The sequence below is a fragment of the Streptomyces taklimakanensis genome, from assembly GCF_009709575.1.
GTDB lineage: Bacteria > Actinomycetota > Actinomycetes > Streptomycetales > Streptomycetaceae > Streptomyces > Streptomyces taklimakanensis.
This window is the reverse complement of the sequence record NZ_WIXO01000001.1, coordinates 2,322,045-2,344,947: the sequence shown is the minus strand read 5'-3', so window position 1 is coordinate 2,344,947 and position 22,903 is coordinate 2,322,045. Positions and strand designations below refer to the sequence as shown.

General features: G+C 71.8%; 19 protein-coding genes, 1 tRNA gene and 2 pseudogenes. 7 read left to right on the top strand and 15 right to left on the bottom strand.

The genetic code is table 11. The annotated features are described in order from the left end of the window. The 6 genes from F0L17_RS10165 to F0L17_RS10140 form a co-directional block, all read right to left on the bottom strand. The gene (locus tag F0L17_RS10165; RefSeq protein ID WP_155070817.1) at positions 1-729 is read right to left on the bottom strand and encodes an AzlC family ABC transporter permease; all 729 of its coding nucleotides are present in this window, start codon (positions 727-729) and stop codon (positions 1-3) included. A 138-nt stretch (positions 730-867) separates the two neighbouring features. After that, positions 868-1,014, bottom strand: coding sequence for a hypothetical protein (locus F0L17_RS27025; protein WP_155070816.1), 147 nt, complete (start codon positions 1,012-1,014; stop codon positions 868-870). Positions 1,015-1,139: 125 nt separating this feature from the next. Further along, a complete protein-coding gene (locus tag F0L17_RS10155) occupies positions 1,140-2,975 on the bottom strand; it encodes a carbamoyltransferase family protein (protein WP_155070815.1) in 1,836 nt (611 codons plus the stop codon). Positions 2,976-3,036: 61 nt separating this feature from the next. After that, positions 3,037-5,193 carry an iron-containing redox enzyme family protein gene (locus F0L17_RS28300; protein WP_162466030.1) on the bottom strand — a complete coding sequence of 719 codons (2,157 nt, stop codon included), beginning with the start codon at positions 5,191-5,193 and terminating at the stop codon, positions 3,037-3,039. A 183-nt stretch (positions 5,194-5,376) separates the two neighbouring features. Further along, a complete protein-coding gene (locus F0L17_RS10145; protein ID WP_155070814.1) occupies positions 5,377-6,405 on the bottom strand; it encodes an SGNH/GDSL hydrolase family protein in 1,029 nt (342 codons plus the stop codon). Positions 6,406-6,557: 152 nt separating this feature from the next. Continuing rightward, positions 6,558-7,721 (bottom strand): trans-sulfuration enzyme family protein, encoded by a 1,164-nt coding sequence (locus tag F0L17_RS10140; RefSeq protein ID WP_155073434.1) that lies wholly within the window; start codon positions 7,719-7,721, stop codon positions 6,558-6,560. 282 nt (positions 7,722-8,003) lie between these two features. Between F0L17_RS10140 and F0L17_RS10135 the strand changes: the two genes are divergently transcribed. Next, the gene (locus tag F0L17_RS10135; RefSeq protein WP_155070813.1) at positions 8,004-9,017 is read left to right on the top strand and encodes a PDR/VanB family oxidoreductase; all 1,014 of its coding nucleotides are present in this window, start codon (positions 8,004-8,006) and stop codon (positions 9,015-9,017) included. 262 nt (positions 9,018-9,279) lie between these two features. Here the strand turns inward: F0L17_RS10135 and F0L17_RS10130 are convergent, their stop codons facing one another. Both F0L17_RS10130 and F0L17_RS10125 read right to left on the bottom strand, forming a co-directional pair. Further along, a complete protein-coding gene (locus tag F0L17_RS10130) occupies positions 9,280-9,996 on the bottom strand; it encodes a hypothetical protein (protein ID WP_155070812.1) in 717 nt (238 codons plus the stop codon). A 304-nt stretch (positions 9,997-10,300) separates the two neighbouring features. Further along, positions 10,301-10,525: a cold-shock protein gene (locus tag F0L17_RS10125; protein ID WP_155070811.1), complete on the bottom strand. Its 225-nt coding sequence runs from the start codon at positions 10,523-10,525 to the stop codon at positions 10,301-10,303. A gap of 217 nt (positions 10,526-10,742) precedes the next feature. On the opposite strand from F0L17_RS10125, the pseudogene F0L17_RS27020 reads away from it, so the two are divergent. After that, positions 10,743-11,861: pseudogene (locus tag F0L17_RS27020) on the top strand (IS630 family transposase); the annotation flags it as partial. 75 nt (positions 11,862-11,936) lie between these two features. Here F0L17_RS27020 and F0L17_RS26805 read toward each other — a convergent pair. Together F0L17_RS26805 and F0L17_RS10115 are read right to left on the bottom strand one after the other, a co-directional pair. After that, entirely contained in the window at positions 11,937-12,314 is a 378-nt protein-coding gene (locus F0L17_RS26805; RefSeq protein ID WP_162465597.1) for a nuclear transport factor 2 family protein, read from the bottom strand. Between the two features lie 54 nt (positions 12,315-12,368). Then, the gene (locus tag F0L17_RS10115; protein ID WP_162466028.1) at positions 12,369-12,908 is read right to left on the bottom strand and encodes a hypothetical protein; all 540 of its coding nucleotides are present in this window, start codon (positions 12,906-12,908) and stop codon (positions 12,369-12,371) included. Between the two features lie 43 nt (positions 12,909-12,951). Here F0L17_RS10115 and F0L17_RS10110 point away from each other — a divergent pair. Beyond that, positions 12,952-13,579: pseudogene (locus F0L17_RS10110) on the top strand (tyrosine-type recombinase/integrase); the annotation flags it as partial. Positions 13,580-13,650: 71 nt separating this feature from the next. Here F0L17_RS10110 and F0L17_RS10105 read toward each other — a convergent pair. Together F0L17_RS10105 and F0L17_RS10100 are read right to left on the bottom strand one after the other, a co-directional pair. Next, positions 13,651-13,723: transfer RNA gene (locus F0L17_RS10105), tRNA-Arg, on the bottom strand. 97 nt (positions 13,724-13,820) lie between these two features. Continuing rightward, entirely contained in the window at positions 13,821-15,629 is a 1,809-nt protein-coding gene (locus F0L17_RS10100; protein WP_155070810.1) for a glycoside hydrolase family 3 protein, read from the bottom strand. 376 nt (positions 15,630-16,005) lie between these two features. Here F0L17_RS10100 and F0L17_RS10095 point away from each other — a divergent pair, with 376 nt between their 5' ends. From F0L17_RS10095 to F0L17_RS10085, 3 genes are all read left to right on the top strand, one after another. Further along, positions 16,006-16,674: a TetR/AcrR family transcriptional regulator gene (locus tag F0L17_RS10095; protein WP_155070809.1), complete on the top strand. Its 669-nt coding sequence runs from the start codon at positions 16,006-16,008 to the stop codon at positions 16,672-16,674. Between the two features lie 143 nt (positions 16,675-16,817). Beyond that, a complete protein-coding gene (locus F0L17_RS10090) occupies positions 16,818-18,404 on the top strand; it encodes an MFS transporter (protein ID WP_155070808.1) in 1,587 nt (528 codons plus the stop codon). A gap of 490 nt (positions 18,405-18,894) precedes the next feature. Further along, the gene (locus F0L17_RS10085) at positions 18,895-19,911 is read left to right on the top strand and encodes a sigma-70 family RNA polymerase sigma factor (RefSeq protein WP_155070807.1); all 1,017 of its coding nucleotides are present in this window, start codon (positions 18,895-18,897) and stop codon (positions 19,909-19,911) included. A 153-nt stretch (positions 19,912-20,064) separates the two neighbouring features. On the opposite strand, the gene F0L17_RS10080 is transcribed toward F0L17_RS10085, so the two are convergent. Continuing rightward, the gene (locus F0L17_RS10080) at positions 20,065-21,135 is read right to left on the bottom strand and encodes a P1 family peptidase (RefSeq protein WP_155070806.1); all 1,071 of its coding nucleotides are present in this window, start codon (positions 21,133-21,135) and stop codon (positions 20,065-20,067) included. Positions 21,136-21,227: 92 nt separating this feature from the next. Here F0L17_RS10080 and F0L17_RS10075 point away from each other — a divergent pair, with 92 nt between their 5' ends. Beyond that, positions 21,228-21,431, top strand: a complete 204-nt coding sequence (locus F0L17_RS10075) for a hypothetical protein (RefSeq protein ID WP_155070805.1) — start codon at positions 21,228-21,230, stop codon at positions 21,429-21,431. A 64-nt stretch (positions 21,432-21,495) separates the two neighbouring features. Here F0L17_RS10075 and mscL read toward each other — a convergent pair whose 3' ends face one another. Then, on the bottom strand, positions 21,496-22,044 hold the full coding sequence (mscL, locus tag F0L17_RS10070; protein WP_155070804.1) for a large conductance mechanosensitive channel protein MscL: 549 nt from the start codon (positions 22,042-22,044) through the stop codon (positions 21,496-21,498). Between the two features lie 159 nt (positions 22,045-22,203). Beyond that, the gene (locus F0L17_RS28295; RefSeq protein WP_338018027.1) at positions 22,204-22,542 is read right to left on the bottom strand and encodes an RcpC/CpaB family pilus assembly protein; all 339 of its coding nucleotides are present in this window, start codon (positions 22,540-22,542) and stop codon (positions 22,204-22,206) included. Between the last annotated feature and the right edge of the window lie 361 nt (positions 22,543-22,903).

Below are 22,903 nucleotides of genomic sequence, written 5' to 3'. Positions count from 1 at the left end.
TCACTTCGCCTTCTCCTTCTTGTACATGCAGCTGATCGCACCCACGTAAAGGAGCAGGCTGACGATGAGGAAGGACTCCTCGATGAGGTACTTGTCCACGAAGTACGCGATGGCTCCGGCGGCCAGAGCCAGCAGGACGAGGCCGACGCTCCGGCGGGAGCGGACCGCGTTGACGGCGAGGGTCAGGAACATGGCCGTGAGCGCGAACTCGAAGCCCTTGACGCTGTCCGGGATGACCTGACCGATGAGGGAGCCGAGCAGCGCCCCGAGGAACCACCACACATGACTGACCGCTTGGAGAATGGTTATCTGCCTGCCCGTCAGGTCCATGCCGGGGCCGGCCGTCGTGATGCCGTACGTCTCGTCCGTCAGCGCGAAGACGCCGTAGACCTTCTGGGTCCGGGTCCGCAGTCGCTCTATCGGGAAGGACAGGCCGTAGAAGATGTGGCGGAAGTTCACGATGAGCGAGGTGAACGCCACCTGGTAGATGGGCAGCCCGGCCACCATGAATCCGACGGCGAGGAATTCGATGGATCCCGCGTAGATGAGCAGGGTGGATATCGGCGCCCAGTACCAGCTGATGCCGCTCGCCGTGAGGAGCACGCCGAACGCCACCCCCAGTGGGATGTAGGCCATGGCGACGGGAACGGTGAGCCGGACCGCTTCCGCGGCCCCTCCCTTTCCCTGTTGGTAGTCCACTCCTTCTTGAGGGGACGGCGATGCGCGCATTCCTGCTCCTGCGAATCGTGTGGTCGTGTCTCGTCGGCGGAGACGGGTGTGCCGGGTGGGGCCGGGTGAACTGTCGTTCGGACCGTGTCACCCCGGCCCCTCGTGGCGCTGTCCGTCTTCCTCTGCGGGCCGGTGGGCTCAGGCCGCCGGCGGGGTGGGTGTCACCCAGTAGGTGCGGGCCCCGCGGTCCCAGCCGCGGGCGAGCGGGTCACGGACGACCCGGGCCAGTAGGCCGACGGGGGTGACCACCAGGTAGTAGACGATGGCCAGGAGTACGGTACGCACGGTTCACGCTTCCTTTCTCTCGGTTTCCCGGTTCTCTCGGTTTTTCTCGGTTCTCGTCTCGGAGCGTTCGGGGCCCACGGTTCTCAGCAGACCACGGGGTCTCGCCGAGGGGCGGTGCGCACGTGTCAGTCGAGGGGAATCTCGTCGCGCCAGTCCGTCTCCTCCCGCCATTCGGGCTGCTCGCTCTTGCGCAGCAGGAAGTTGCCGACGGCCAGGAGGTCGATGTTCGTCCGCATGAAGCACGCGTACGCCTCGGCCGGGCTGGCGACGATCGGTTCGCCACGTACGTTGAAGGACGTGTTGACCAGGACGGAGCAGCCGGTCTGTTTCTTGAACGCGGTGAGGAGCCGGTGGTACGGAGCGTTCCGCTCGGGCGTGACGGTCTGCACCCGGGCCGAGTGGTCGACGTGCGTGACCGCCGGAATGGTGGAGCGCTGCACCTTGAGCAGGTCGAGTCCGGCGGCGTCGCCGCCGCCCGTCGCATCGACCCGCTGGGAGGGTGCGACGCCGGTGACCACCAGCATGTAGGGACTCTCCTGGTGGAGCTCGAAGTAGTCCTTGGCGTCCTCGGCGAGCACCGAGGGGGCGAAGGGGCGGAACGACTCCCTGAACTTGATCTTGAGGTTCATCGTGGACTGCATGTCCGGGTCACGCGGGTCACCGATGATCGACCGGGCGCCGAGCGCCCGCGGCCCGAACTCCATCCGGCCCTGGAACCAGCCCACGATCCGCCCCTGGGCGAGTTCCCCCGCGACCTGCCGGGAGAGCTCCTGCGGGGTCAGCCGGGTGTAGGGGATGTTCTCGCCGTCCAGGTAGGCGGCGATCTCGTCGTCGTCGAACTCCGGGCCGAGGAGCGAGCCGGCCATGCCGTCGGTTCCGTTCCCGAGGTGGCCGCGGGGCGCGCCGCGCTCCGAGGCGACGGCGAGCGCCGCGCCGAGCGCGCCGCCGGCGTCGCCGGCGGCGGGCTGGACCCACACCTCGTCGAAGATGCCGGCGTTGATGATCTTTCCGTTGGCGACGCAGTTGAGCGCCACACCGCCGGCCAGGACGAGGTTGCGCTCGCCGGTGACCTTGCGGGCGTGCCGGGCCAGCAGGATGGCCACGTCCTCGGTGACCTTCTGCACCGAGGCCGCGAGGTCGAACTCGCGCTCCGTGAGCGGGCTCTCCGGGGTGCGCCGGGGGCCGCCGAACAGCGCCTCGAAACCACGCCCGGTCATCACCTGACCGCGCAGGTACTCGAAGTGGTCCATGTCGAGCCGGAAGGAGCCGTCGGGCTTGACGTCGATCAGCTTCTCCCGGATGAGCTCCGCGTAGCGGGGCTTTCCGTAGGGCGCGAGGCCCATGAGCTTGTACTCGCCCGAGTCGACCTTGAAGCCGCAGAAGTAGGTGAACGCCGAGTACAGCAGTCCGAGGGAGTGCGGGAAGCGGATCTCGGAGATCGGTTCGAGCCGGGTGCCCCGGCCGTGCCACAGCGTGGTGGTGGCCCACTCCCCGACCCCGTCGATGCACAGCACGGCGGCCGACTCGTAGGGGCTCGGGTAGAAGGCCGAAGCGGCGTGGGACTCGTGGTGCCGGCGGACGCTGAGCTCCGGGACCTCACCCAGGCCGAGGCCGGCCAGCTCCTTGCGGACGACGTCCGCGGTCCTGCGCTTCCAGGACAGCCAGCCGGGAAGGGTGTCCCGGAAGGAGGGGAAACCGTTCGGCGCCGCGCCCGCGAAGGTGGTCAGGACGCGCCGGTACTTCAGCGCGGGGTCCTCGTAATAGGCGACGGCGGACACGTCGTCCAGCGAGACGCCGGCCTCTTCCAGGCAGTACCGGGTGGCGAGGGCGGGGAAGGCGGCGTCGTGCCGCACCCGGCTGAACCGCTCCTCCTGGGCGGCGGCCACCGGAGCGCCGTCGACCACCAGGGCGGCGGCGCTGTCGTGGTAGAAGGCGGATACGCCCAGTACCAGATCGGACATGGGAATGCTCCTTGTGTGAGGGGAAGGCCGGCGGGGTCCGGGTGGTCGTCCGGGCAGGTCGTCAGCGGGTCTTCGCCGCACTGCGTGCGGCTCGGCGCGCGGCCTGGCGGGCCCGGAAGCCCGACGGCGGGTTGAGCGAGCGGTAACCCGTGCGGACGCGTTCCCACGCGGAGTCGAGGGCGCCGGCGCCCTGGGACGCCGTGATCGACGACAGGTACGTGTCGATGGCGTCGGCGGCCCACGCCGAGTGGCCCGTCGCGACGTTGTCCACGGTGTTGTGGATGTCGACGAAGCGGGTGCTGAACCCGTACTTCTTCAGTGCCAGCCGCGCCTTGCGGTACGTGCCGCCGACCCCGGACAGCTCCATCGCCAGGTTCAGGCCGAGCACCTCGGGCATGAAGGTCTGCGGGAACCGGCCGATGCTCAGCCAGTACACCGGCAGGTCGAAGGAGGCGTCCCGGAAGCCCTCCCACTCGGCGAAGGCGCGGGAGGCGGTGGGCGGGACGTCCACCCCCATCTCCTGGAGCACCTCGCGGTAGATGAGGGGGTGGTTCAGACGCGCCTCGCCGTTGCCCAGCTCGTCCCAGTAGGTATCGAACAGGGAGTGGCCGATCTCCGACGACGCGTGCTCGTAGTCGGTGAACCCCTGGATCCAGGCACCGTCGATCAGGGTGAGGGGAGCGAGCTGCACCGTGGAGTCGACGAGCGCCTCCCGGCTCGGCAGCTCCTGCTCCGCGCCCTGTTCGAACGCCTCGTTGTGCCGGTCGTGCATGTCGACCAGCCAGGGGCGCAGCCCGCGTGTGGTCCACCGCGCGGGGAGCGAGCTCTCGCACGCGTCCATCCCGTGGCGTGACCTCCCCAGCCAACCGTGCACGTACTCGCGTGCGTAGGCGCGCACCGCCGGGGTGTCCGTGCGGTTGAGGAGCAGGTGGTAGGCCTCCCGGACGGTCGCCGGCGGCCGGCCGTCGTCCTCGGCCCGCCAGGTGCGCAGCCCGAGGGGCCGCGCGGGGGAGAGGGCGGCGCCGGCCTCCGGCGTACCGACCGCCGGACCGGGCAGTGAGCCGATCCAGCGGCGCACCACGTCCAGGTCCTCGGGCGAGAACACCCGGAACATCCGGCCGTTCTCCTCCACCAGCCCGTTCACCAGCCGGCTCCGGTCCGGCCGGCCCGGCCGCACCAGGCGACTGCGGGACAGCGCCGCCAGCATCGGTCGGGGATCGGTCTGGCTCTCCCTGAGCCAGTCGGCCAGCGGCCGACCCTCCAGGGGGAAGGCGTGGTGGTACACCGAACCCTCACGGGCCCGCCGCCTCATCAGCTCGGCCATTTCGAAGACCGGGTCGCAGGCGGCGACGAGTTCCGTGTGCAGCCGCCCGGTCCACTCCTTCAGCGCCGTGAGGGCCCAGCGGAAGCCGGTGACGCTCCGCGCACGGGCGTCCTCCCCGTCCCGCGCCACCAGGTCCTCGACGGCGGCGAGGGCGAGCTCCACACCGCCGGGCGCTTCGCCGCGGGGCGTGGCGGGGTCGACGACGTCCCAGTGCGTGACGGTCGGTTCCTCGGCCCGCACCAGCGTGAGGGCGGGCAGCAGACCGACGGAGCGCAGGCACAGGTCCGCGCCGAGGATCTCCGGCGTGAAGTCGTCGGGACGCCTGCTCATGGCGAGCAGCAGGGCGGGCAGCCGGAAGTGCCCGTCGTCGATCCGCTGGTCGGCCGCGAGCCGGCCGGCGGGTACGGCGTTCTCGGAGACGCCGAGGTGCCGCAGCACCGGCAGGTAGGCGTCCCCGCGCGAGGCGCGCGGGTTGCCGACGCCCAGGTCCGAGGCGTACAGCGCGAGGATGCGCAGGACCGCGGGGTCGTCCCCGTTGCCCGGAGCGCTCAACCACTGCAACCAGGCGCCGGACATCAGGGCGAGCGGCGCGCAGGCCAGGGCGGTACGCCGTACCAGGACGGCCCGCGTTTCGGCGTCCAGCGGGCCGAGGAGTTCCCGGAACCGCAGGGCTTCCCCCGCCGACCAGGAGGCCGCCCGCCGGCGCAGCCGGTCCAGGTCGCCTTCCGTGTCCTGGCAGCCGTCCAGCTCGGCACGTATCTCGGCCGGGAAGCGGCCTCCGGGCAGAGCCGCCTCGGGGTCGACGACCCTTCCGTAGACGGTGCGGGACGCTTCGGCGACGGCGGAATCCGAGCGGTCGGGGGGGAGTGGTGCGGCCACTGTGGGCGCTGACACGTCAGTCCTCTCTCTCGTGGTTTCCCAGCGGGTGACGGCGGGACGGACCGGCCGGTCAGAACATCGGGTATATGGAGGCGTCGTTCTTCGGCTTGGGCTTGCGGCCGAGCAGCTTGTTGATGAGGGCGCGCAGGAAGGACATGAGGAATCCGCTTTCGTGGAGGTGGGAGGTGAGCCGGACGGTCAGGAGAGGCCGAGTTGCCGCGCGAGCAGGCCGGCGACGAGGTCGTGGCCCTCGTCGGTGAAGTGGATGCGGTCGACGAAGAGCCAGTCGTCCTTGCCGATGGCGTCGGCGATGACGGGGTTGAGGTCGAGGTAGCGCACGCCCATCCGCTCGCAGCCGACCTGCAGCTCCTTGGAGTACGCCTCGCGTGCGGACATGGCGGAGATGTCGCCGTACACCTCGCCGAAGTTCGAGATCCTGTCGAGCTCCTCGAAGATCAGCTTCTCCTGGGGCGCCGGCTCCTCCCGGACCCAGGTGGCGAGCGGCTGGAGCACGAACGTCAGCTTCGCGCCCATGCCCTCGGCGAGCAGACGCCAGCTGTCCAGGTGGCGCAGGGTCAGCTCGGAGGCGAGGTCGATCTGCTCCGCCAGCTCGGGCACCGCGGTGTCGGCGGGCTCGGGCGCGGCCTGGCGGCGTCCTCCGAACCGGCCGAAACCACCGGACGCCTTGCGGTGGCGGGCCCGCAGCTCCTCCATCTGGCCGTAGAAGTCGTTGCAGTTGAAGAACGCGCCGTGGTCGCCGCGGACGGAGGCCGGCAGGCGGCTCAGGCCCAGGTTGTTGAAGCCGGAGAACAGGACGATCTCGTCCACCTTCGGCAGCAGGTGGCGGTAGAGGGTGAAGAGCAGCAGCTCCTGGGCCGAATTGTGACTGCGGCCGGCGAAGTTGAGCCACGGGACGGACGGCGCGTGGCGGCTCCACAGCGCGGAGGGCAGCGTGTGCCGGTCGGAGCCGGCGCCGATGCCGAACGCCGTGGAGCTGCCCGCGAGCAGACGGACCGGCCCCTCGGGGAGCGGGCCGCCGGGCGCCGCGACCTGACCGTCGGGGCCGTGCGACATGCGGAAGCCGAGCCGGTCGGTGTTCACGACCTCCGAGCGGTGGTCGGCCGCGTGGAAGTACATCAGGTACGGCAGCCAGCGGATGTCACCGCGGTCGTCGAACTTCTCCGCGTACTGGAGCATCTGTGGCGTGAGGGTGGCGCGATGGGACATGGGAATTCTGCTCCTTTTCACCGGAGGGGGAAACAGAGGAAGGGAATTCGCGGAGCGAGTGCGGGGCGGGCGCCGGGCAGGGACGGCCGACCGCGCCGGCCGACCGCGCGGGCCGAAAGGGGGGACCGCCGAAAGAGCGATATCGGAACCGGTCAGCCCAGGGCGGCGGAGAAATCCGCCTTCAGGTCGTCGAGGTGCTCGAGCCCGACGGCGATACGGACGGTCCCCTCCGTGATGCCGATCGCCCGGAGGCCCGCGGCGTCCATGGAGCGGTGCGACGTGGCCGACGGCTGCTGCACCAGCGTCTTGAACCCGCCGAGGGAGACCGCGCGGTCGGCCAGGCGCAGGCGCCGGGTGAACTCCAGCGTCTCCTCGCGGCCACCGGCGACGTCGATCGCGAACACACCGCCGTACCCGTGCGGCAACAGGCGCCGCGCCACGGCGTGGCCCGGGTGCGTGGGAAGGCCCGGCCAGTGCACCTCCGCCACCCTCGGGTGGGTCGACAGGAACCGCGCCAGGCCGTCGGCGTTCTCGTGGTGACGGCGCATGCGCAGCCCCAGGGTGGCGATCCCCCTGAGCGTCAACCAGGCGGCGAACGGGTCGGCGATCGGGCCCGTCTCCAGGGAACGCGACCACACCCGGCGGTGCAGGTCGGCGTCGGCGAAGGCGGCGATGCCCCCGAGGACGTCACAGTGCCCGGACAGGAACTTGGTGGAGGAGTGCACCACCACATCCGCCCCCATGGAGATCGGCCGGCAGCCGATCGGGGAGGCGAAGGTGTTGTCGACGACGCAGGTCAGGCCCGCGGCCTTGCCGACCGCGAAGAAGGCCGGCAGGTCGGTGATCCGGGCGGTGGGATTGGAGATGGTCTCCAGGTACAGCGCCTTGGTCGACGGACGCAGAGCGGCGGTGACCTCGGCGGGATCCTGGGCGTCGATGTAGGTGACGTCGACACCGAAACGGGCGGCGAGGTCCTTGAGCAGGGCGAACGTACCGCCGTAGAGGTGCCTTTGGACGATGATGTGGTCCCCGCTGCCCAGCAGGGTGTGCAGCACGGTGTGGATCGCGCCCATCCCGCTCGCGGTGGCGAGGCTCGCCGCCGCGCCCTCCAGCGAGGAGATGGCGTTCTCGAGCGCACGCACCGTCGGGTTGGAGTTGCGGAGGTAGGCGAACGACTCGGGACGGTTGATGGCCTCCGCCAGCTCCTCGGGGTTGTCGTAACCGAAGTTGGCGGTCTGGTAGAGCGGCACATTCAGCGGTCGTGCTCCGTCCAGATCCGGGACATCCACATGGATGGCTCGGGTCTCGGGGTGCATCTGGGTCGGCACAGTCGTCCTCTCGGTGTCGACGCTCAAGCGGCGTGGTGATTGACGGCGGGACCCAGCTTCACCCGGCGTGGAACAGCTGTCACCGATTTCCCCGTGCCACAAAAATGCGATGGCACACCTGTGCCACCCCCTTCTGTGGAATTCCGTCCCGGGTTTTCGGCAATTCGGTGCCAGAGCATTTTCGTGCCACCCGGACAACGTGACGTTCCCGCCGCCGCGGCACAGGATGGCGTCCACCGCACCCGACCGCCACAGGAAGGCCCGACTTCGATGGACAACGCAGCGCCGGCGCGCGAGCTTCTGGTCGTCCGTGCCGAGAGAGAGGCCGAGGGGGTCGTCGGGCTCACCCTGGCCGATCCCGGCGGCGCCGAACTGCCCGAATGGGAGCCGGGGGCACACGTCGACATCGAGCTGCCTTCGGGGCTGACCCGCTCGTACTCGCTGTGCGGCAGTCCGCGGGAGCGCCACTCCTACCGCGTCGCCGTGCTGCGGGTCCCGCGGAGCCGGGGCGGGTCGGCGGAGATCCACGCGACGGACCTGGTCGGGCGGCGACTGAGGGTGCGGGGGCCGCGCAACCACTTCCCGCTCGTCCCGGCCGACCGGTACGTGTTCATCGCGGGAGGCATCGGCATCACGCCCCTCCTCCCCATGCTCCGCAGGCTCTCCGAACAGCCCGGCTCCCCCCGCTGGACGCTCCTCTACGGTGGACGGTCACTGGAGACCATGGCCTTCCGCCGTGAAGTCACCGGCCTGCGCGGCGGAGAGACGACACTGTGGCCGCAGGACAGCCACGGACTGCCCGACCTCGACCGTGCCCTGCGGGGGCTGCCGACCGGTACGGCTGTCTACTGCTGCGGCCCCGAGGGCCTGCTGCGCGAGGTGGAGGCGAGAGTGGACCGCCGGCTGCCGCCGGGAGCGCTGCACACGGAGCGGTTCCGGCCGCCCGGGGCGGCGGACGCGGACCCCGGCTCGCCGGGCGGGACGGACCCGGCGGACGGGACCGGCGGGACCGGTGACGCCCCCTTCGAGGTGGAACTGCGCCGCACCGGCGTCACCCTGCGGGTCCCCGCCGAGCGACGCTTGCTCGACGTGGTGCGCGAGGCGGTGCCGGCTGTGCCGTACTCCTGCGAGGAAGGAACCTGCGGCACCTGCGAGACCAAGGTGCTGGCGGGGGTGCCGGACCACCGCGATCTGCTGCTCGACGACGACGAACGGGAGGCGGGGAGCACGATGATGATCTGCGTGGGCCGGTCGAAGGGACCCCGGCTGGTGCTCGACCTGTGACGCGGGGAGGCGCCCCGCCGCCGTCGGCCGCCGCCGGGGTGGCTCCCCGGGGGTGCCGGGCGACCCGGGGCGCGGCCGGATCGGCAGCACCACGGACGTCCGCACGCACCTGGCACAGGACACCCGGCGGGAGACGGCCGGCCCGTGGACCGGCTGCTCAAACGCCGGACCGGTACCGGTCGATCCCCGCCGGTGACAGTGCGAGGCACCCGGAAGCCCTGGGCCGTGATCGGTCCAGGGCTTGCGCGGTGGTCGTGGCCGATCAGTGCTCACGCTCCCCGCACGCGGCCGGGTGGAGCGCGGAGCCCGCTACGGCTTCCTCCGCGGGAACACCCTTGAGCAGCAGGCACGCCTGCCCGGTGTCGTCCGCGGGCGGATATTCGGTTTCAACCGTCGGCACAGGGAACCGAGCCGGCCCCGCATGCAGTTCGCCTCCGACCGGAGGGCTCGGGAGCACCCCTTCCAAGACGCCGAACGCTGCGACCACGCCCTCGGACACCGGCAAGGCTTCTTCGATGTCGAACCGCCAGTGCAGTCGCGCCTCTGTCAGTAGTCCCTTTCCGGGACGGCCCTGGGCGAGAACGACGTCTCGGCGGCTGCGTACGCTCCGGGCCACGGCGCAGCAGATGGGTACGTGCGTCTCGTGCTCCGTGGCCACCCGGTTGTAGCCGGCCAGTGGATGGAAGCGCAACGCGTCGTCCAGCAAGCCCACGGCGGCCGCCCGAGCACGCGGGTGGCCCTGCGCCATGATGCCCAGCAGCAAAGGAGCGGCCCGGCTTGCGGAGGGGAACACCATGCCGCTGTGGTCGTGCACGATGCCGCCGCCCGCGAGGCGGGACGCCGCATCGGCGACCTGGTCGAGCGTGGTGGCGGTGGCCAACTCCTTGAGACTGTCGGCGATCACCTCGGGGCGGTACCGCGGGTTGGGAGGAGCCGGTACGGCCGACCAGTCCACGGCGTCGATGGCGTCGGAGAGCATGTGCGCATTGTGCCGAGGACGCAGGACCGCGCGGTCTCCTTTACGCACCTCACGGGCCGCTCGCGCAGGAAGCGCATCGACCGCGACCGATTGTCCGTTGGCGTCGGACCTGGAGGTCAAAGGCCACCCGGGAACGTTCCCGGGTGGCCTTTGCGCCGGTGCCCCCGGCAGGATTCGAACCTGCGACACCCGCTTGGGAGTTCGATCAACGGGGCGTCATCGCATGCCGCGGTAGGGAGTGCGAGGGCAGGACGAACCGCGGGAGACTGTGGGCGTTCGCCGTCGTTGACGTCGGATGCGGATGTCAGGCCGGCCGGGGCACGATGCTCACCGCACGGTAGTCGTACCCGTCCTGCTTGAAGCCGGGAGCCTCCCACGTGAGGTCCACCTGTTGCCCGGGCGACAGCGTGCGGAAGCCGGTTGCCTGGATGTTGGAGAAGTGGCCGAAACAGCCGCCAGGGGTCTCGGGGCAGTCGAGCACGCCCCACCCCTCCTCATCGTCCCACTCGCGGACAGTCGCAGTCACCATGAGCTAACCCTACAAGCGCCGTCCGCGCTGACACCTGCCTGACTCTCAGCTTGGGAAGCTCGGGTTCTCCAACGGTAGTTGCTGCGCCGACCTGCGGCTGGGGTGTGGTGGAGCTCTCGTCGATCAGCGCCTAGTGCTGTGACCGCATAGGTTCACCGGGTTGGCGGTCGTGGCGGTTGGATGTACGGCGACGTCCGATCCGATCGCTGGAGGCCCGGTGGCCGAGCCTGTCCGTGTACGCGGACCGACCGACCAGGAGGGGCAGAAGCCGCAGCAGAACATGCGCAGGGGGCAGCACGAGTTCGGTGCGCTACCGGCGCGCGATGATGCTGCTCGCCTCGGCGGGCGGGAACCGGGTGCCGGTGATCGCCCAGTTGGTCCAGGCCGACGAGGACACCGTGCGCGATGTGATCCACCGCTTCAACGAGATCGGCCTGGCCTGCCTGGACCCTCAGTGGGCGGGAGGTCGTCCCCGCCTACTCAGTCGTGAGGACGAGGACTTCGTCATCCGGACGGCCACCACTCGCCCCACCAGGCTCGGCCAACCCCTCACCCGCTGGTCGATCCGCAAACTCGCCGCCCACCTGCGGAAAGCGCACGGCCGCGTCATCCGCATCGGCCGTGAAGCCTTACGGTGCCTGCTCCGGCGCCGCGGCATCACCTTCCAGCGCACCAAGACCTGGAAGGAGTCGCCCGACCCCGATCGCGACGCCAAGCTCGACCGGATTGAGCAGGCGCTGAACCGCTTCCCGGACCGGGTCTTCGGCTTCGACGAGTTCGGGCCCCTGGGGATCCGGCCCACCGCGGGCTCCGGCTGGGCGAAACGGGCAAGCCAAACCGGCTGTCGGCGATCTACTGCCGCACTCACGGCGTCACCTGCTTCCACGGCTGCCACTCCGTGGGCGACGACCGCCTGTGGGGCGTCAACTGACGTCGCAAGGGCACCGCCGACACCCTGACCGCGCTCAAGTCGATCCGCGCCGCCCGACTCGACGGCGCCTCGATCCACATCATCCTGGACAACCTCTCCGCCCACACCGGCGCGGACATCCGCCGCTGGGCGAGGAAGAACAAGGTCGAGCTGTGCCTCACCCCGACCTACGCTTCCTGGGCCAATCCGATCGAGGCCCACCTCGGCCCGCTGCGGCAGTTCACCCTGGCCAACTCCCACCACCGCAGCCACCCCGCGCAAACCCAGGCACTGCACCGCTACCTGCGCTGGCGCAGTACCAACGCCCGCCACCCCGACGTACTCACCGCCCAACGCAAGGAACGCGCCCGCGTCCGCAGCGAGAAGGGCATCCGCTGGGGCGGACGCCCCCTCAACACCGCGGCCCGACCAACCGCGAACCGCAGCCCCCGAGCGCCGAAGGGGGCAAGTTCAGGAGAAGGACAGCGACAGAAGGATGACTCAGGAGGCCGACGGTTCGATCTCCCCCGCAAAGACGATGACCTGGTCGATGAGGCTCCGCCGCAGATGGACGACGTCCGTTCCCGCCAGGCGGGGACCTCCGTCCGGCGTGGTAAAGACCCACTGGTACCGGGCCCACTCGTCAGGCATGTCCACCGCCGAGCAGCGCACCATCGTGCCGGTCCCCGCCGGGTGGCGCCGGATGTCCAGCACGAACCGCTCGACCGCCGCGATTCCTTCGCTGCGACCCAACGGCCCCCAGAAGACCACGTCTGAGGTCAGAGCCTGGGAGAGCAGGGCAGGCACATAGCTGTCGTCCGAGGCGTTGAACGCGGAGATGAACGTGTCGATCGCGGAGCGTGCAATCTCTTCCTGCATGCCCCAGTAATACCAGCCGTGTCGCGTGCGCTCGTCCCGCGAGCCGCCTTCCGATCACGGTGAACCATCCCGGTCACAGCACTGGACGGTGCCCCGTAAGTGTTCTGGGGCATGCCAGTTGACCTGCTTGTTTGCCTGCCACCCGGCGAGGGTCAGGTTGTACGGGCGAGCGATACCGAGCATGGCGTGGTGGACGCCGTCGCCCCTGAGGCGGCAGCCGCGCGGAATCTTCCAGGTCTTCATGCGGGCGAAGGTGTGCTCGACGCGGGCGTGGACCTTGCGGTGGGAGGCGTTGTGGTCCTCTTTCCAGGCGGGCAGGTCCTCATCCTTGTACCGGCGGTGGTGCGGGATGGTCAGGCCGGTGCCGCGGTAGCCGCCGTGCGGGGCGAGCCGGCGCAGGGTGAGGTTGGTGCGCCAGTACGCGGCCACCAGCAGCACCCGGTCCTGAAGCGGCAGCGACCACGGCCGACCCCGGCGCACCGGATCGGCGCCCTCGCGCCGCAGCGCGGTGATCAGCCTGCCGAACTGCCGCGGGCTCAGCCCGGTGAACGGGGCTGTCCAGGACGGCTCCGAAGCCGTGATCACACCAGTCACCACAAGATCATCTCACCCGTGACCGGCAGTTACGGGACACCATCTAAAGTCCTGGAGCCTGGACGAGACGCTCGACTTCCTGACGGCCTCCCGAAAGGACCCCGCTTTACGCGGCCTTCGTGCTCGCCATCGCCATGGGGATCCGCCGGGGAGAGGCCGTGGGCCTGCGCTGGTCGGACGTCGACCTTGACGGCCGGGACCTCTACGTCCGCCGGCGGACGCAGCGGCGCCGGGGCGTGCTGTACGACGACGATCCCAAGGGCCGTCGTCGCCGTGCCGTTCCGCTGCCCGCGCTCTGCACCGCGCCGCTGCGTTGGTACCGGATGCGGCAGGTGGCGGCTCGGGCGAAGGCGGGGGAGATCCGGCGGGAGTCGGACCACGTCTTCACCACCCGGACCGGGCGCCCGGTCGAGCCGCGGGTCCTCTACCGCTCCTTCACCCGCGTCGCCCGGTCTGCCGGCCTTCGGGTGATCCGGCTGCACGACGCCCGGCACGGCACGGCGACGCTGCTGACGGCGGCCGGGGTCGCGCCCCGCGTGGTGGTGGAGATCCTGGGGCACTCCCAGATCAGCATCACCATGAACGTCTACACGCACGTCGTACAGGACACCCGGCGGGAGGCGACCAGCCACATGGACCGGCTGCTCAGGAGACGCCCCGACCACGGCTGACCGCTGCCGTTGATGTCACCTGTGGATGTCAAAGGGCACCTACTGAATCCAGTAGGTGCCCTTTGCGCCGGTGCCCCCGGCAGGATTCGAACCTGCGACACCCGCTTTAGGAGAGCGGTGCTCTATCCCCTGAGCTACGAAGGCGTGACGCAGGACAGGTTAGCGGATGAGCGCGGGACGTGCCGAACGTGTCGGAGGGCGGGCGTGGGTGCCGGTGGCTCCCGGTGGCTCTCGGTGGGGTTCAGTAGGTCAGGCCGTGGCCGAAGGGGTGGAGGGTGCCGGTGGAGTCGGAGGTCGGGATGGCGACCGGCAGCTTCCCGACGGGGGCCAGATCGCCGTAGACGGTCCGGACGGCGGCCCGGAGCGAGGGCGCGCCGTAGGAGTAGGTGGCCAGGTAGGCCGGGACGTCGGGGAAGTGGCGGATGTCGTACGGGTTGCGGACGGCGATCGCCACGACCGGTGTGCCGGTGTCCATCAGGGCGCGCACCAGGCGGGCCTGGGCCGCGCCCCCGTCGGAACCCGACGCGGCGGCGTTGACGGAGACGACGACCAGGTCGTGGCCGGACGCCGCGCCGGTCGCCTCGGCGATGCGGGCGGCGGAGGGGATCGCGCCGGTCTCCAGGGCGGTGGCGCGCTGGTCGGAGCGTGCGGCGACGGCGGCGGCGAGGGTCCGGGTGGTGCTCACGCCCCAGCCGGTGACCAGGATCGACCGGGCGGCGGGGGCCAGCGGCAGCAGTCCGCCCTCGTTCCGCACCAGGGTGATCGTGCGGTCGGTGACGGCCCGGGCCGCGGCCTCGTGCTTCTCGTCGCCGACGACGCGGACGGCGCGTTCCTCGCTCACGTACGGGTCCGTCACCAGGCCGCGGTGGATCTTGTGGGCCAGGATCCGCTCGACCGACGCGTCCAGGCGGGAGAGGGGGACCTCGCCGCCGCGCACCGCCGCCAGGACGGCGTCGTAGGCGGTGTCCAACCTGGGGGCCAGGACGAGTTGGTCGCAGCCCGCCTGGAGTGCCCGGACGGGAGCGACGTCCTCGGGGAACTCGCCCGAGGCGCCCCGCATGTCGAGGGCGTCGGTGACGATCAGCCCGTCGAAGCCCAGTTCCTCGCGGAGCAGTCCGGTGATGATCGGTCGCGACATGGTGGCCGGTACGCCCGACGGATCCAGGGCCGGGACGACGATGTGGGCGGTCATGATCGTGTCGACCCCGCGCGCGATGGCGGCCCGGAAGGGCGGCAGGTCGATGCGGTCGAGTTCCTCGCGGGTGTGGTTGATCTGCGGCAGGCCGGTGTGGCTGTCGGTGTCGGTGTCGCCGTGGCCGGGGAAGTGCTTGGCCGCCGAGGCGACCCCGCCGCGGTGGTACCCGCGCACCGAGGCGGCGACGAGGGAGGCGGTCAGATCCGGGTCGGAGCCGAAGGACCGGACGCCGATGACGGGGTTGGCGGGGTTGACGTTGACGTCGGCGACGGGGGCGTAGTTCTGGGTGATGCCCAGGGCCGACAGTTCCCGGCCGATGACCTCGGCCGAGCGTCGGGTGTCGGCTTCGGACCGGCCCGCCGCCAACGCCATGTTCCCGGGGAGGAGGGTGGCGGGCTCGGTGAGCCGGTAGACGACGCTGCCGCCCTCCTGGTCGATGGAGATCAGCAGCGGTACGCGGGCGCCGGTGGAGCGCGCGGCGCGTTGGAGGCCGTTGGAGAGACGGGCGATCTGACGGGGGTCGCGGACGTTGTCGGGGCCGCGCCGGGCATCGAAGTAGATCACTCCGCCCGGCCGGTACTTGGCGATGACCTCGGCCGGGGTGTCGACGCCGTACAGGACGCGGTTGCCCGCGGCGGCCGTGTCGGCGGACTGCCCGTAGACCTCGACGACGAAGAGTTGCCCGACCTTCTCCTCCAGGGACATGCGGCGCACCATGGCCCGGGCCCTGGCGCGTGCGCCGCCGTGCGCGTGCGCCGGGGAGGCGAGGGCGCCGGAAGCGGTCAGCGCGGCGGCGGCACCGAACAGACCGGTGGCGATGGCTCGTCTGCGGCTGGGGTTCGCGGGCTGCTGCATCGAGGCTCTCCTCACAGGGGACGGGATCCGGCGGTGCCGGACGCGCGGGGAACGGCCCGTGGGATGCCGGAGCCGTGGCGGCCACATCGTTCCAGCGAGCCGGGGCCGCGACCAGGGGTGTGGACGACTGTCAGTGGTCCGGCCATTGGCGGTGGGTGACGGGTGGCGGAGGTGGTCGCCTCCTCCGCCGACAAGCGCATTCTGGCCGCCAGGGGCGGGTGGGACGTGGCGGCGCGCGGCGGAGGCCGGACGGAGACCCCCGGAGATGTGACCCAGGACACGGTGGCCGCCGAAATAACCGGGGGCCGACTCCCCGTTCACGAGAGCGTCGGACGAAGCGGGGAGTGTCTCCCCGGATGTGCGGAAGGGGTGCGGCATGGCGGACGCGGCGGGTGGCGGGCGGAGTACGGGGGTCTCCGCCGCGCCACACCTGCGTGCCGACGCGGCCCGCAACCGGGAGCGGATCGTCGAGGCGGCCCGTGAGGCGCTCGCCCTGCACGGCACCGAGGCGTCGCTGGACGAGATCGCCCGGCGCGCGGGTGTCGGCAATGCCACCCTCTACCGCCACTTCCCCGACCGTTCCGCGCTCGCGCACGACGTCGTGCTCGCCGTCGCGGAGCGGATCGCGGACCGCGCCCAGGACGCCCTCGACGAGGAGGGCGGGGGGTGCGATCCGTTCGACGCGCTGAGCCGTTTCGTCGCCGCCGCGGTGGAGGAGCGGATCGGTGCCCTGTGTCCGGTGCTCTCCGGAGGGGTCGACGAACGGGAGCCCCGGCTCCTGGCGGCCCGGCTCCGTCTGGAGCGACTGGTCGGGGAGTTGTTCGACCGGGCGCGCCGGGCCGGTCGGCTCCGTGCCGACGCCGACGTCGGCGACCTGCTGGTGGCGCTCGGTCAACTGACGCGACCACTGCCGGGCACAGAGTGCGCGCAGCTCGACCGGTTCCTCGGGCGTCACCTGCGGATCTTCCTCGACGGACTGCGTGCCCCGGCGAGGTCCGAGCTGCCCGGACGGGCGGCGACGGTGGAGGCCTTCCGGCAGGGCTGACACGGGGCCCGGCGCAGGGCCCGACACGAGGAGTCGATCGAGGAAGCGGCGGGTTCCGGCGTCCGTGCCGGCCGTCGTGTGAGTGCCTCCCCCGCATGAAGTGACTGTTTTGTCTGTTTTCTTACTGTGAAGTGGGTCCACCCATGCCAGAAACCGCCACCCCGCCCTCGACCGCCGATCCGGCCGGAGCCGGCGCCCCTCCCGACCCCGGACGCTGGAAGGCACTGGCCTTCATCGCCATCGCCCAGCTCATGGTCGTGCTCGACGCGACCATCGTGAACATCGCGCTGCCCTCCGCCCAGGCCGACCTCGGCATCTCCGACGGGAACCGGCAGTGGGTCATCACCGCCTACGCCCTCGCCTTCGGTGGCCTGCTCCTCTTCGGCGGACGCGTCGCCGACCTGTGGGGACGCAGGCGCGCCTTCGTCACCGGACTGATCGGCTTCGCCGCGGCCTCCGCGCTCGGCGGCGCGGCGACCGGCGCCGCGACGCTGTTCGGCGCCCGGGCCCTCCAGGGCGTCTTCGGCGCACTGCTCGCACCGGCCGCGCTGTCCCTGCTGACGGTGATGTTCACCGACGGTCGGGAGCGGGCCAAGGCGTTCGGCGTCTACGGTGCCATCGCGGGCGGTGGTGGTGCCATCGGCCTGATCCTGGGCGGTGTCCTCACCGAGTACCTGGACTGGCGCTGGACGTTCTACGTCAACATCCCCTTCGCCGTCGTCGCCGCCGTCGGCGCGTTGCTGGTGATCACCGAACCGGGCCGGAGCCGCGGCCGCGGGTCGCTGGACGTTCCGGGCGTGGCGCTCTCCACCCTGGGCCTGGTCGCGTTGGTCTACGGCTTCACCCGTGCCGAGTCCGACGGCTGGAGCGACGGGCTCACCCTCGTCGTGTTCGCGGTCGCCGTCGTCCTGCTGGCCGGTTTCGCGCTGGTGGAGTCCCGGGTGAGGGCGCCGCTGCTGCCGCCGCGGGTGCCGGCCGACCGCAACCGCGGCGGGGTCTACCTGGCGCTGGGGCTCGCGGTCATCGCGATGTTCGGCCTGTTCCTCTTCCTCACCTACTACCTCCAGATCGTCAAGGAGTACTCGCCGGTCAGGACCGGTCTCGCCTTCCTGCCGATGGTCGCGGGCATGATCACCGGATCGACGCAGATCGGTGCCCGGCTGATGACCCGGGTGCGGCCGCGGACGTTGATGGTCCCCGGTTTCCTGACCGCCGCCACCGGCATGCTGCTGCTGACCCGGCTGGAGGTGGACAGCTCCTACGTCGCGCTGATACTTCCCGCGCAGGTGCTGCTCGGGCTGGGCATGGGCACGGCCTTCATGCCCGCGATGAGCCTGGCCACGCTCGGGGTGCGGCCGAGCGACGCGGGTGTGGCCTCCGCGATGGTCAACACCTCCCAGCAGGTCGGGGGCGCCATCGGCACCGCGCTGCTCAACACCATCGCGGCCGGCGCCACCACCTCCTACCTGGCGGACCACCTCGCGGGCGCGGCCGGTGAGCCCGGCGGGCGACTGGTGGAGCTGGAGGGCATGGTGCACGGCTACACCTCGGCGATCGGCTGGGCCGTCGGCATCCTGCTGCTCTCGGCGCTGATCACCGCCGTCCTCGTCACCGCCGACGGCCGCCGGGGCGGGGCCCGTGGCGCCTCCGGCGACTCCCGGGACGGCGGGGAGGGCGGCGCGGCCGGCGAGGAGGCCGGCGAGGAGGGGGTGCCGGTGTTGGTCCACTGACCGCGCCTCACCGACCGGTGACCACCGGCGCGCGGAGCCCGTCGGGTGCTCCGTGCGGCCGGTGACCGGCCCCCACCGCGGATCCTCCCGGGGCGTCCGCGGTGGGGGCCCTCGCGCGTCCGGGGGTGGGAGCCGGCGCGGACCGTCCTCGGAACAGGCGGCGGCCAAAGGCGTTCCGGCCCCGACGGCGGCGTGGGGGCGACTCCATGTGTGACCGAGGTCTCACGGGTGGGCCGGTCGCAGGGCGCGTGAATCTTGGATGGGAACCCTCCTCGCCCACGCTGACCTGCGCTTCTCCGTGTTCCGTCGGGAAGGGGGCCCGCCGAGGGCGGCGCAGAATACCGCAAGATCACGAAAAATGGCGTGCGCCATGGGAATTCTGTCCCGATTGGAGTCGTTGTTTCCATCGGAACGGGCACCCGAGCGAGGAGAGACGCCGGGTGGCTGGACCGCCACCGACCAGATGTAGACCACTCGTAAGGGAGTACGCATGGCAACCCGTGCCGTCGCCCGTCGTCAGGCCACCTCCAACGGCGCTGACGAGGCACGTCCCGCACGTACCTCGTCGGCCGGGGATGCAGCGGACCGGGACCTGGTCGGCATGTACCTCGACGAGATCGCCCGCACCCCCCTGCTGGACGCGGCGAAGGAGGTCGAGCTCTCGCTCGCCATAGAGGCGGGCGTGTACGCCCGGCACCTCCTGGACGGCGAGGTCGAGAGCCCATCGGACGACTCGCCCAGCGCCGGCGCGACCCGCGAGGAGCTGGAGGCGATCGTCGCCGAGGGCGAGCGGGCCAAGGACGTCTTCATCCGTTCCAACCTGCGCCTGGTCGTCGCCGTCGCGCGGCGTTACCCCCGCAGCGGACTGCCCCTGTTGGACCTGATCCAGGAGGGCAACGCCGGCCTGGTGCGCGCGGTGGAGAAGTTCGACTACCGCAAGGGCTTCAAGTTCTCCACGTACGCGACGTGGTGGATCCGTCAGGCCATCACGCGGTCGATCGCCGACCAGTCGCGCACCATCCGCCTCCCCGTCCACCTGGTGGAGGAGCTGGGCCGGATCCGGCGCGTGCAGCGGGAGTTCAACCGCGAGCACGGTCGCGACCCGGAGCCCGCCGAGATCGCCGAGGAACTGGGCTCGACCGCCGAACGCGTCACGGACGTGCTGGACTGGGCGCGCGACCCGGTCAGCCTCAACATGTCCGTGGACGACGAGGGCGAGACGCAGTTCGGTGATCTGCTGGAGGACACCTCCGCCACCTCACCCGAGGACTCGGTCCTGGTGATGCTCCGTCGCGAGGAGCTGGAGGGCATGATCGGACGACTCGACGACCGCACCGCCTCCATCATCCGGGCGCGGTACGGCATCGAGGACGGCCGCGAGCGCACGCTGACGGAGGTCGGCAAGCAGCACGGCCTGACGCGGGAACGCATCCGACAGATCGAGAAGCACGCCCTGCTGGAACTGAAGAAGATGGCCCATGACACGGGCTTCGACGCGGCGGCGTGAGCGGACACGGCGCGGCGGAGACCACCGCCGTGCCGTGAGGCACCACCGCCACAGACGATTTCGGTCCCGGACACGGCAGAGCCCCGACGCGACTCCCCCCGCGCGTCGGGGCTCTGCTGTGCCCGGAGCCGGACGACGGCGGGCGGGCCCGCCTCACGAGGCGCCGTAGAGATCCCGGTAGGAGGGGAAGACCCCGCCGGGGCCGGCCACCCCCTCGGCGGCCCGCACCGCCTTCACCACCGCCCGTGTCAGGGTGTCGGCACCGGCGGCCAGGATGTCGTTGAGCTCTTCCGCTCCCGGCTCGCGCGTCCCGGTGGACAGGGCGAAGACGGTGTCTCCGTCGTTGAGCAGGTGCACCGGACGGACCGCGCGGGCCAGCCCGTCGTGGGAGGTGCCCGCCAGCTTCTGCGCCCGCGCGCGGCACAGGGCCGCGTCGGTGGCGACCACGGCCAGGGTGGTGTTGAGCGGCGCGCGCACGGTGGCGGTCGAGCGGCGCTCCGACTCCCGCCGGGCCTCGGCCAGCCGCCGCCGGGCCTCGGAGTGCACGGCCGGGGGCGGGGGCGCCGGGCGTCCGCCGTACAGCTCGCCGTAGAGCACACCCGTCGCCGGGTCGAGCACCGAGCCCACCGCGTTGACCACGGCCAGCGCGCCCACGACCGCCCCCGACGGCAGTCTCGTGCTCGCCGTGCCCACCCCGCCCTTGAGCCCGCCCGCCACGGCTCCCGTGCCGGCGCCCACGCACCCCTGGGGAACCGGTGCGCCCGTGGGGGCGCGGGACGCCGCCTCGATCGCCTCCCGGCCCAGCGCCGCGTCCGGGCGGGCCCGCCAGGAACCGCCGCGGCCGAGGTCGAAGAGGCAGGCGGCCGGCACCACCGGCACCACCTGGTGCGGTTCGGGGCCCACCGGGAAGCCCCGGCCCCGCTCCTCCAGCCAGGCCGTCACCCCGCAGGCCGCGTCCAGGCCGAAGGCACTGCCCCCGGTCAGCACCACCGCGTCCACCCGCTGGACGAGGTTGCGGGGATCCAGGGCGTCGGTCTCCCGGGTGCCGGGGCCGCCGCCCCGCACGTCCACGGCCGCGGTGGCCCCGCCCTCGGGGGCGAGTACGACGGTCGTTCCCGTCAACCATCCGCGGTCGTTCCGCTGGGCGTGGCCGACCCGTAGGCCCGCCACGTCCGTCAGCGCGTCCAGAGGGCCCGGGGTGCTCTCGGTCTCCAAGGCGTCCATGGTCGTCATGATCTCGCGGCGGTGACGGACCGGCGCCGCGGTGCGGGCCGGGGCCCCCACACCGTGGGCCGGGGTGACCGTACTGTGGGGGAATGAGCATCTCCGCCGCTGCCGGCCCCGGGCCGGACCACCGTGACCCGGTCTCCGCGCTGGACTTCACCGATCCGCTGAGCCGGCCATCGGCCGACGACACCGACCGCGGTTGGGGTGAGGGGTCGGAAACGTGGACGGGGAGCGACACGGACACCGCCGACCTCTCCCGCTTCCTGGAGGAGAGGCCCCCGCACCACCTGTGAGGCGCGGTACGAAGTCCGGGGAGGCCACGACGGCCCGGCCCCGAAGCCGGGGCCGGGCCCGGGGTCAGGACTTCGACCGGTCCTCGGAGCCCGGCCGGGATCCACTCTCGGCGGTACCGAGCCGGGAGGCCAGGACGGCGGCGTGCGCGGTGCCACCGTCGCGCTGGGCCAGCAGCGCGTCGCGGATCTCGGTGAGCAACCGCACCTCCGTCTTCTCGACCGGGTTGGCGGCGGCCTCCGCCGCCTCGGCCGCGTTCTTGGCGTCCAGCCGCTCCTTGAACTTGTTCATCGGGAGGATCATGAGGAAGTACACGACCGCCGCGGTGATCAGGAAGGTCAGCGAGGCGCTCAGCACCGAGCCCCACTTGATCGTGATGCCGGTGACGACCTCGCCCGCCTCGGTGACCTCGCACGGGCTCTGGAGACAGAACTGGTAGCGCTCGAGGTCCTTGGGACCGATGGAGCCGACCACCGGGTTGATGACGCCCTCCACCACCGAGTTCACGATCTTGGTGAAGGCCGCCCCGATGACGACGGCAACGGCCAACTCGACCACGTTGCCCCGCATCAGGAATGCCTTGAACCCGGCCAGGACGCCCTGCTTCTCGCTCAACGGACCGCCTCTCTGCGCAACACCTGTCCCGACTCCCGTCGGTCGAACGGAGCAAACGCTGCACGAGCGGCACGAGGGATGTCCAACCGAGGGGACGTGGCCGCGGCCCACGGGACGCCGGGCGGCGCGGAAGGCGGGCCCGCGAGGCGTTCGTTCCGATCAGCACAGCGTCACCGCCAGCCGGGAGTGTGCTGCGGCGCTCAGGATCCGGGCGGCCGTCGACCTGGTCACCGAGAGCACCACCAGCGCCCCCGCCTCGCCCGTGGGCTCGGCGGATCCCTCCGGGCCGCCGTGCTCGGGGACGGAGGCGGGAAGGGGATCGGGCACGGCCGCCACCCGCACACCGCGGGCGACGGTCCGCGCGGGGGCCGGTGACGGCCCGGACGGGGCTCCGGCGACGGACCCGCCGCCGGGAGGGGAGCCGGCGGGGACGGCCAGGACGTCCACCCGGTCGCCGGGACGCAACAGGCGCACCACGGCGGCGTCCGGAACGCGCACCGGAGCCTCGACCCTCGGGCCGTCCCCGCGCCCGGTCCCGCCACCGCCGCCTCCGGGTGAGGAGCGGGACGACGGCGGACCGGGGGACGGCGACCGCTCCGGTGCGCTTCCGGACGCCGACCGGGCCCCAGGGTCCGTGGAGGTCGCCGTCCCGCCCCCGCCGGAGGCGCCGCCGGGCTCCCAGAGCCCGACCCCCGCCAGGATGGCGATCGACAGCAGGAACGCCGTCCACGCCGGCCGGCCCGCCCTCACCGGGAACCGGAAGGGACCGCGCCCGCAGCGCACCGGCTCGAACTCCGGCACCGGGCAGGGCGCCGGGGGAGGGGAGGCCGGCGGATGGGCGGAACGGTGCGGGGAGCCG